Origin of the sequence: Larkinella punicea (genome assembly GCF_003334855.1) — a bacterium.
Classification (GTDB): Bacteria; Bacteroidota; Bacteroidia; order Cytophagales; family Spirosomataceae; genus Larkinella; species Larkinella punicea.
On sequence record NZ_QOWE01000042.1, the window covers coordinates 18,394 to 28,222 of the forward strand.

At 52.7% G+C, this 9,829-nt stretch carries 6 protein-coding genes; all 6 read right to left on the reverse strand.

Going from position 1 to position 9,829, the window contains the following annotated elements:
* Positions 1-53 precede the first annotated feature (53 nt).
* Positions 54-1,259 carry a lanthionine synthetase C family protein gene (locus DUE52_RS31430; RefSeq protein ID WP_114410112.1) on the reverse strand — a complete coding sequence of 402 codons (1,206 nt, stop codon included), beginning with the start codon at positions 1,257-1,259 and terminating at the stop codon, positions 54-56.
* Between the two features lie 13 nt (positions 1,260-1,272).
* Complete coding sequence (locus DUE52_RS31435) at positions 1,273-2,544, reverse strand: HlyD family secretion protein (RefSeq protein ID WP_114410113.1); 1,272 nt, start codon at positions 2,542-2,544, stop codon at positions 1,273-1,275.
* Between the two features lie 4 nt (positions 2,545-2,548).
* The gene (locus tag DUE52_RS31440) at positions 2,549-4,783 is read right to left on the reverse strand and encodes a peptidase domain-containing ABC transporter (protein ID WP_114410114.1); all 2,235 of its coding nucleotides are present in this window, start codon (positions 4,781-4,783) and stop codon (positions 2,549-2,551) included.
* A 117-nt stretch (positions 4,784-4,900) separates the two neighbouring features.
* Positions 4,901-8,098 (reverse strand): lantibiotic dehydratase, encoded by a 3,198-nt coding sequence (locus tag DUE52_RS31445; RefSeq protein WP_114410115.1) that lies wholly within the window; start codon positions 8,096-8,098, stop codon positions 4,901-4,903.
* Between the two features lie 297 nt (positions 8,099-8,395).
* Positions 8,396-8,533: a class I lanthipeptide gene (locus DUE52_RS32555; protein WP_165841073.1), complete on the reverse strand. Its 138-nt coding sequence runs from the start codon at positions 8,531-8,533 to the stop codon at positions 8,396-8,398.
* 153 nt (positions 8,534-8,686) lie between these two features.
* Positions 8,687-9,619: an LLM class flavin-dependent oxidoreductase gene (locus DUE52_RS31450; RefSeq protein ID WP_114410116.1), complete on the reverse strand. Its 933-nt coding sequence runs from the start codon at positions 9,617-9,619 to the stop codon at positions 8,687-8,689.
* Between the last annotated feature and the right edge of the window lie 210 nt (positions 9,620-9,829).

Genomic DNA, 9,829 nt, shown 5'->3' on the forward strand with positions numbered 1-9,829 from the left:
CAATGATGTAGCCGGTTTTTCTATTTTTCAGTTACCCGCTTAACCAATAGAAGTCACCGCATCAGCAAAAACCGCTCCCAGGCCGGATTCGCACCGAGTTGTGACAACAAAACCATCCCCACGCTGGCGTCGCCTTCCAGCAAACAGCGTTCTCCGCGATTGGGCAGGGGAGTAGCGGACGACAACCCGTCAATTTCCGGGGAGGGCAGGGCCTGGTTCAAGGTGGCATCCAGCCAGTACCGGGCGGTTTCGTCGAAAACCGGGTTCGGGTACCACCGGGCAAATTTGGAAAACAGATGACCCAGACCACTTGAGCCGTGGCAGAAACCTGTGTCGGACACCAGCGTTTCCTTGCGGCTGCGACGGATGGCGGCCTTTAACATCGTCTGTTCTGCGATCTGTTTCCAACGGGTATTCCCGAAGATTTCACCCGCCATCTGGAACGTGTGCGCGATGCCCGGATCGCCGTAACACCACGCCAGCCGGCTGAATTCATCCCGGGTTTGATCGTCAAGAATTTGTCTGGGAAATACCGCCGGATGATCGGTGTTGCGGACGCTCCACAACCATTGTAAACCGCCTTCAACCAGCCGGGCGCATTGCGGCCGGGCGTAGCCATTCTGGTATAGCAGACTCAGAATGGCTACGATGCTGGCCGTGCCGTGCGACAACCCCAGGTTGTAGGAAACCGGTTCATCGGCTGGAGCGTGGAAATTCTGAAAATGCCAGGTGATCGATCCGTCGTTTTTTTTGATGGCTATTTTATCCAGTTGGGCGACGATTTCCTTCAAATAATAGACGATTTCGGGCGTACGAGGGCGTTCCAGGAAATACAGACAAGCCCCTAAACCGGCGTGTAAATAATCGAAACGGCCTTTGCTCAGGTCATCCATCGAAAGCAGAAAGAGCGGTTCGTCGAGCGCGGACACAATTTCCTGCGGATCATCCTGACTGTCGGCCAGAAAACCGTGGTTGTGGAGGTGCAGAAAACCCCAGGCAATTCCGGAAATTCCACCCGCGAACGTGTGATCGACGGCTCCCGATTGGATGGCGTCGATGCCCGTACTGAGTCGTTCCCAGATGCGGCTGTTGTCGGTTAATCCGAACTGACGCTGGTAATACGCTTCAAAAATCGCGTAGCCGACCTGCCCCGACAGCAGCGACGGGTTTTCGGTTACCGGTTCGGCCGCAACGGTATCGTAAAGATGGTGGAGTTCCGTTTCGATCCGGGTTTGGGTATCGGTCAACAGTGCGTTCATGGCGGTTTGTCAGTTACTCCGTGAATTCGGTGGCTACTTTTTTGAAGTTGCGGAACGTGTACGCATACAGCGTTCGTTCGTCGAAAATGATGTTGCAATTGCCCTGCATACCGATTTGGATGCGCTTGTCGAGTCGCTGATAATCGGTGAGTTGCACCTGAACATTGAAAAGCCCCTTCTCGTCGGGCGTTAGCGAAACCTGGCTCACCCGGCCGCGCACGGTTCCCCATTCGTAAACCGGAAACGCATCCAGTTTCAGAATCACCGGCTGCCCGACTTTCACTTGCCCGATGCGCGACGAATTCACCTGCGTATAGGCGTACAGTGGTGCTTCCCTGTAAATCAGTTTGAGGACAATCGAACTAGCTGCGGCTTCCTTCTCGCCGTCGAAGACAAACGAAACCGTACCGGCTCGCTCGGCTTTCAGAATCAAATGGTTGTTGGCCGTAATTTCAAACTTCCCAAACCGCCCTTCAATGCGTTTGTGCATGGCATCCAGCGAGCTGCGGAGCTGCGCGCCTTCGCCCCGGAAGTCGGTATCTTTTTTGGTCAACTGTTTTTCTAAGCTTAACATTTCCAGTTGTTTGCTTTCGATTTGCTGGCGTAAGGTCCGTTCTTCCTGCCCGAAATTCTGCGTCCCCGACTGGTAAGCCGATTGCGCCCGCAGCAAAGTCGCTTCGTAGGCATTCAGGTCGTTTTTGCTGATGTCGCCGGTGCGGTACAACGCCTGATTGATGTTGAAAATCCGCTGCGCGTCTTCCTGCTCAAACTTCAGCTTTACCAGTTCCGACGCCCACTTCGTTTTTTGCACTTCGATCTGCGTTTCTTTCAGCCGGATGTCTTGCCGAATCTGCGCCATCGTCAACTCAATAATTTGGCGTTCCTTATCGGCCGAAACCGTCCGGTATTTTTCGTATTGACCCACCGCCGTGCTGGCTGCGGAGAAATCGGCCACCAGCGCGGTCACATCCGGGGCGCTCACTTCCAGCAAAGGCGTTCCGGCGGCCACGGTTTGACCCGGTTTTACGAAGGTTTTTTCCACGTAAATCGTCGAAGGAAACCGGTACATTTCTTCCGCCACTTCGGATTTGACCACGAACGGCACGGCAATCATGTCCGGAAATTGAATCACAAAACCCATCGCGGCACCGACCCCCGTCAGCAGGACGGCAAACCAGCCCAGGCGGCTCAAAATCCGCTGGCGTACGTCGGCAATGGGTGCATCATCGACGTGGTATAAATTCTCGAACTGGGTGATTTCCAGATCAGCTAATAACGGATGCATGGTCTTAGTAGTCGATGTATGTTTTGATAAAATCGTAGTAAATGCCTTGTTTATCAATTAGTTTGCCGTGGTTTCCTTGCTCAGCGATGGTGCCGCCGTCGAAAACCAGAATCCGGTCCACGTTTTTGAGCGTGTGCAGCCGGTGCGCAATGGAAATGATGGTTTTTCCTTTAAACCGCTCGTAAATGTTGTCCAGAATCCGGCGTTCCGTTTCCACATCCAGCGCGCTGCTGGCTTCGTCCAGAATAATGATGTCGGGTTGGTCGGCCACGAAAAGCCGGGCAAAACCGATCTTCAAAACCTGTCCGCCGGAGAGATTGCTGCCAAAACTGCCGATCATGTGGTTGTAACCCAGATGGTTCGATTTGACAAATTGATGGAGGTCAGCCAGTTGAGTCGCTTCCGCGATGCGTTCCATCGAAGCCGACAGGTTGGCGCAGCGGATGTTTTCCTTGATGGTATCGTTGAAAACGTAGGTGTCCTGCGGAAACAGGTGAACGTGCTTGCGAAGTGTTTTCGGGTGAATTTTCCGCAGTTCGGTATCGTCGCAAAAGATTTGGCCTTCGTAGTCGGGATAAAGGTTCATCAGCAGTTTGACGAAGGTGGATTTTCCGGTGCCGTTTCGTCCGACAATGCCGATGCGCTCGCCCTGCCGGATTTCGCAATTCAGATTCTTTAAAACATATTTTGCGTCTTTCTGCTGATAGCGAAACGAAACGTTGTTGAAGCGAATCGACTTCCCTGAAAACCGGGAAACCTGCTCCTGCACATTCGCGGATTCTTCGTCTTCCAGAAAAATCTCGTTGACTTTTCCGAAGCTGACACTGAGCTGCGTCACCATCATCCAGAGCATGCTGACGCTGTTGATCGAGTTCATCAGAATCATGAAAATGGCCGTAAATGCCATGTATTGCCCAATCGTGAGTTCGCCCGTGAAAATTTGATAGGCACCAACCCAATACACCGCAATCTGGCTGAAAATGAAAATCAGTCGCTGCATCGAGTTGATCAGAATCTGCTTTTCCTCGTCGGCCATCACGGAGTTGATCGACTCGCGGTGCAGTTGTTTCCAGCGAACCAGTTTGTATTTTTCCAGCGACAATAGCTTGACGGTTTTGATGCCTAAAACCGTATCCAGAAAACCGCCTAATGAAGCCTGATTTTTGTGGTATACTTTCGACCGCAGGTTCTTAATGATCGGAATAAAATAAACCGTCGTCAGACCGTAGGCCACAAAACACACCAGCGCGATGGTGGCCAGTTGCGTGTTGAAACCGAAGAGAATCGGGAAGTAAATCAGCATGAAAAACACATCCAGAAACTGCTGGATGATGATCGGGTTGGTCAGCGCCCGGATGCCGATGCCTTCCTGAAACCGCGACATAAATTCTTCGCGCTTGCGGCTGTCGTAATACTTCTGTTTCAGCGAGATGAGTCGTTCGAAGAACTTGCCCATGAACTCGGTTTCGAAGCGGAACCGGTAGTGCATCATCAGCATACTGCGCCCGTAGGTCAGCACGACCTGCACGACAAAAACCAGCATCAAACCCGCCAGAATCCCGACCAGCAGCTTTTTGTTCTGGTTGACCAGCACGTTGTCGAGCATCGTTTGCGTGAACAGCGGCAACACCAGCCCGACGAGTTCGAGCACCAGCGAAAACAGGAAAATCTCGGCCAGCACGCGCTTACCTTCTTTCAGAATCGGGAAGTAGAGTTGCCGAAAAACCGATGCCTTTTTCGCCTTGTGTTCTTTGGCAACTTCCTCAAGTTCCGTGTTTTCGAAAAACTTCGCGGTCGGTTTTAACTCCAGCACAATACCGCTGAATTTATTGCAGAATTCGTCTTTTTCGTACCGGGCCTTGCCAAAAGCCGGATCGGCCACGCGCACGTACGCATCCGTGGCTTCGTACACCACCACGAAATGCTGGCCTTCGTAATGGGCGATGCACGGCAGTTGAATCTTCTGTAAATAGGGATAATCCAGTTCGTAACCTTCCGCCTTGAAACCGAAGCTTTCCGAGATTTCCATCAGGTCGTACAGACTGCTTCCTTCGGTGTTGATTTCGGCCAGTTTGGTCAGTTGGTGCCGAACGTCCTGCGCGCCGTAATGCTTGAAAACCATCGCCAGACAGGTAGGGCCGCAATCCATCCCGGCACTCTGATCGAGGTGCGGAAACCGGTCTACCAGCGCGTAAGGGCTCATTTTGCCACCCAGTATGGATTTCAAAACATTTTTCATCTGAAAATAATGAGTGAATGAGTGAATGAGTGAATGAGCGAATAGTCAGACTCTCGGGCGGGTCTGCAAACGGGGGCATCACTCAGAAATATTGTCAGATTCATGTCGTTTTCCAGATCAAAAAGCTGCTTCGACGAAGGTGTTTTTCTTCGCCAGTACCGTGCGGCCATACACGGTCCGGTAGTATTTGTGGAGATGGTAGTAGAGCGAATATTCGACAAACCGCTGCCGGGTGCGGAACAAGCGGTTGGTCGTCATGTGAATGAGGCTGCCCAGCAACGACGTCAGGGGTATTTCCAGTTGATTCTGTTCTTTCAGTTGAAAAATGGTCTGGATGAAGGGCCGCAACGTTTCCCGGCGTTGCTGGTTCAGATCGTAGAAAAACCGGTGATCCTCGTTGGTTTCGGCCCACAATTCCACGATGGCGGTTTCAATCGTTTTATACCGCGTATCCAGTTGCTTTTTGAGTACCGAATTATACCCGAATTCCCGGCCAAAAGCGGTGGCTTGTTCCTCCGCAAAATCCAGTTTCTGTTTCAGGTCAAAACCGATCTCGTCCAGCAGCGTGTCGATGAGTTTCATGCCAAACCGCCACCGGCATTCTTCGCCTTCCGAGCCTTCGATCAGGCTCAGGAAGTTCAGAATCGTTTGACTGTCCCGGTGAAAATACGTCTCAACGGCGTCGATGGAATTGCGTCCGTAGCGTTCCAGTTCGCGGTTGTACGTATCGTTTTTAATAGCGGTGATTACGTTCGTGGCCACATAAGGCGCCAGCGCATCGTGCAATTCCTGAATAATCGTTCCTATAAAAGCGGGGTTGATGAGGTGGATGCGGAACCGGATGTGGAGTTGCGGATCACCATAACGGATAAAGAAAAACCGGTCGGTCCAGCCGCGCTCGGCAAACCGGTCGGCTAGCGGATGTAACACCGTCGTCAGGATCGCATCGGCAGTTTTAATCCCGGTGTAAATCTTGTAATAGAGCCATTCTGAACCGGCAAAGAATTTGCGGGACCCTGGCTTTGCCGCGTCCAAGTCCCCTTTAGGGGATTTAGGGGCAAGGCCGGGGTCGCGCACGACTTTAGGGGCAAGGGCAACATCCGGCTCGTTTTTAAAAGCCACCACAAACTGATTCGTGTGCCAGCCCGCGGGCGACTGCGTAACGGCGTTATCTCCCCGGAACAGAAACTCCTTGATTTGAAACTGGTCCTGCGATTTGATCTCATTGACGAACGTTTCGGCCAGCCACGGGTTTTCCAGATCCACGTACAATTCGTTGTCGTAGTCCAGCAAACAGATGTGCCGGGGAATACCGTACTGTTCGCGCCAGTGGTCAATCTCGGCCTTCAGACCCGGCCAGTCCGCTTTTTTGAAAGCCGTCACCAGCGGTTTAACCTGCTGTGCGCGGCAATTCCAGCGGGCTTCCGACAGAACGATGTTGTCCAGCACAATGCGGGGAATGTAGACAAATACCGCATTGACCGGCCCCAGCGACAGACCTAACCACGGCCGAATGGCCTGATTTTGGAGGGCGCACAGAAAATGATAGACGTCCAGCGAATTGGTCTGGGCGTAATGATGGGCGTTGGAAAGCTGGGGAACAATGACTTTGTTGAGCGACTTCGACCGCAACACCACGCGGTTTCCCACCACCCGAATCACCAAATCCGTCACCGGAATCTGGTGTTCAGCGTCGACCGATGCTTTGCCCAGATACGGAATCTGGTAGGCTTTCAGTTGGGGGCGGATGATGATATTGCCGGTTCGGGCTTCGGGCAGGTGAATGATATCGGCAAAAATGACGTTGGGCCGGATCTGGTCTTCGGCGTCGCTGATCTGCTGCACCAAATCCAGAACAGTGGCGTCGGTATGGCCAAAACGGCCCAGCAACGACGTGCCGGTGGTTCCGCCAAAACTATCGAGAACCATCGTTTCCCGCCCGTTCTCGCGAATGACTGAAAACATAGCGGCATTCGTGGGCGGCAGGTTGGGTCGGGCGGGTTCAATGGCCAACAGATCCTCTTCCGTAATGGCAATCTGGGCGGTGCGGTGGAGTTGGGCTTCGGCTATTTTCTGGAACAAAAATGCCTGTTCGGGAGCCACCGTCCAGGTTTTTTTTGCTTTGGCCAATGCGCCAGCCACCACGCCATCCACCAGGGGCGAATCATCGAAGGATTCCTGATCGGCGGGAAAACCGACGCCGATTTCGGGGTCGAGGGCCACGACGAGCGGGATTTCTTCGTCTTCGTATTTTTCGGTAAAACGGTTTCTGAAGTCATCCAACGCTCCCTCACTGGTGGGTGTCAGTTTGAGGAGCGTTGGAATTTTGGCGACTAATTTATTGAGAAGTCCCCGGTTCAACTGGCCGGAGAGCGTGGGTAAATAGGTGTCGATCTGGAAGAGGACTTTCCGGTCGAACGGCGTAGCCAGGCGGCTTAGCTTTTGCTCAACCTGACCCAATAGGTCGATTGAAGTCTCGTGCTCCCCACTTTCCAGGGTTTTCAGATCAACGGTAACCTCCTGCAACAACGCCACAATCCGGGCGATTTCGTCAGAAGGATGCTGGCTGCCAATCGTTTGCAGAATGGTCAGAATTTGGACTAAAAAATTTTCGCCCGTCAGCGAGGGTTCCAGTTCGCTCACCAGCAACTGGGCATCGACCACCGATTCAACGAAATCCCGGGCATCGTCTTCACTGATTTCGTCGCTGATTAAAACCGTATACAGGCTTTCGGCCCGAACACCCGGTTGGCTTTGCTCCAGAACCGCAGCGAGATACGGGCTTTTTTCGGCGCTGCTCAGGTGGTGAACCCGCTGGCCTTTGTCATACCGGTACGTGACGTAGCGGTATTGTTCATTGATTTCGTACAGGCTCGTATTCGGAAAAAAACGCAGATACGGCTTCACATCCGGGTGTTTTTCCAGATCCTGCGCCAGCGCACAGAGGTAATTCATGTCGAGCCGAACGACCCGTTTCAGGCTACCGGTATTCTCTATACGTATATTGGAGTTAGTGGCCTCGATGGGCGCGGTGGCAAAACCGCCGAACAAACCGAAGGGCGTGCAGCGGGTGGCGTAACGGGATAAATATTTGATCAGGGGATAGAGTACCCGCCGGGATTTTTCGTCGGGCTGACGGCGGAAATCGAACCGGATCGCTTCTTCGTACAAAGCCGGAGACGCAATGTACAACGCTTCGAGGAAAGCCGGGTGATGGATTTGCTGGCTGAGCTGCGTCCAGTCCGGATTGTCGATGGCGGCAAAACCCGCCAGGGGAACCCGAACAAAAGCGGTTTCGAAAGCAGTCGTTTTCATGACCAGAAAGTATCGTGTGTGTATGGTGTGGTACTGGTAATACGGGAAGAACGAAGGAGCTTTTACACCCCTTCGTTCCGCTCAGCGATTCAACTTGTGAAAGAAGTAGGACTTTCGCTTTTTGCCCCTAAATCCCCTAAAGGGGACTTGGACACGGCTTAATCCGGATGCAAAAAGTCCGGCAGCGGCCGACCGTCCTTTAGGGGCAAAAAGCGAAAGTGTAAAGAATTATCAGACGTAAGTCCCTAGAAGAATCGGAGCTATTCTCCGATCTGGAGTATGGTAAGCCGGTTTTGCTTACGGTTCACAGATTTTGCTCGTACAGGCCGTACGGGTTTCTTTTGGCTTGCCACCGATGACATTCAGGGCCTGGTTTTTCGACAGAGAGATGATTTTGTCGGTCTGCAACGTGATTTTTGAAACTTGCTTTTTCATGATTTGTTGTTTTGAACTGGTGTGATTGATGTGCTTACTCTGGTGCGGTTTTCAGCGTCCCCGGCGGCTTTTTGTGTTTGGCCGATACAAACTTGGCGGGTTTTGAAACGATAGTGAAATCGGAACTTGTAACTGGTCGGGATAGATTGATAACTAGTAGGAAATGGCATAAACGTTGCTGGCAGCGGCTGCATACTGCGGCAGGGTATTGGCCAGTCTTTCGATTCCGTCCTTTTTATGACCGGTTTCTTCCGCCATGTTCAGGAAAATGAATTCCGCCACGCCGTAGATTTCCTGCAACCGCGCCACTTCATCCAGGATGTAGGTTGGGGAACCAATCAATTCGTTATAAACGCTGACCGGGCGCTCCAGGGCTTCCCGGATCTGGCGGGCTTTCGCGCCCGTTTCGGCGCAGACACCGGCCACGGCGAGATTGATTTCCGGCTCCCGTCCATGTTTTTCGTAAAAAACCGCCCGGTATTCCTGAATTTTCTCCGCATCCCGTTTATGATCCGTGATTTCGGTATGGAACAGGGACTTGCAAAGAGACGTCGGCTGGCTGGCCAGAACCGCCGGGTTTTTCAGGCCCGCGCTTAGCGACCAGTAGGTGGGCAGATACCCGCCGACGGGCGCAATCAGGCTGGCGTTTTCCTCCGCATAGAGATAGTCGTACAAGGCCCGGCAGTTCCCGGCAAACCGTTCCACTTTAGGGGCAGAACTGGACAAATCGAGATCCGGAGCCAGAAGCATTCCGATTTCGGGTGGAACTCCTCCGCCAGCCACACCCAGATCGATGCGGTTGGGAAACAGGTTGTTGAGGACTTTGAACGAAGCCGCCACCCGGTACGGATTGTGGAACGCCATCAGCAGCCCCGCCACACCGACTTTGATGCGATCCGTCAAGCCGGCGATGATGGGTAGCAGCACTTCGGGGTTGTGGTAGGCCGTCGGGGTGCCGTAATGCTCGCCCAGCCAGAACCGGGTGTAGCCCAGTTCCTCGGCCTGCTGCGCGTATTCCAGTACATTTTCAACCAGATCCATCGGACTGACGCATCCGGTTCCGAATTCAAGAAGACCCAATTTCATAGTGGTAAGGAGTTGAAAGACAAGCGAATGCCGCAGGCCGGGTTGATCAAAGAAAAGAAGACTCAACAGCCCTGGGTTAGAAAGGGATCAAGAGCAAAAGTTGTGGAGCATCTTGGTTTAAGCATATAACTGCGTTAATCGATAAAGGAAAAACTCGACGTTTCTTACCCCTCTGAACTGAGCCCGGAAGGCTTTGATCTTGGCATTGAA

Excerpts from the sequence above, each read along its gene's own strand:
- DUE52_RS31440 (WP_114410114.1), bottom strand. The coding sequence starts at position 4,783 with ATGAAAAATGTTTTGAAATCCATACTGGGTGGCAAAATGAGCCCTTAC.
- DUE52_RS31445 (WP_114410115.1), bottom strand. The coding sequence starts at position 8,098 with ATGAAAACGACTGCTTTCGAAACCGCTTTTGTTCGGGTTCCCCTGGCG.
- DUE52_RS32555 (WP_165841073.1), bottom strand. The coding sequence starts at position 8,533 with ATGAAAAAGCAAGTTTCAAAAATCACGTTGCAGACCGACAAAATCATC.
- DUE52_RS31430 (WP_114410112.1), bottom strand. The coding sequence starts at position 1,259 with ATGAACGCACTGTTGACCGATACCCAAACCCGGATCGAAACGGAACTC.
- DUE52_RS31450 (WP_114410116.1), bottom strand. The coding sequence starts at position 9,619 with ATGAAATTGGGTCTTCTTGAATTCGGAACCGGATGCGTCAGTCCGATG.
- DUE52_RS31435 (WP_114410113.1), bottom strand. The coding sequence starts at position 2,544 with ATGCATCCGTTATTAGCTGATCTGGAAATCACCCAGTTCGAGAATTTA.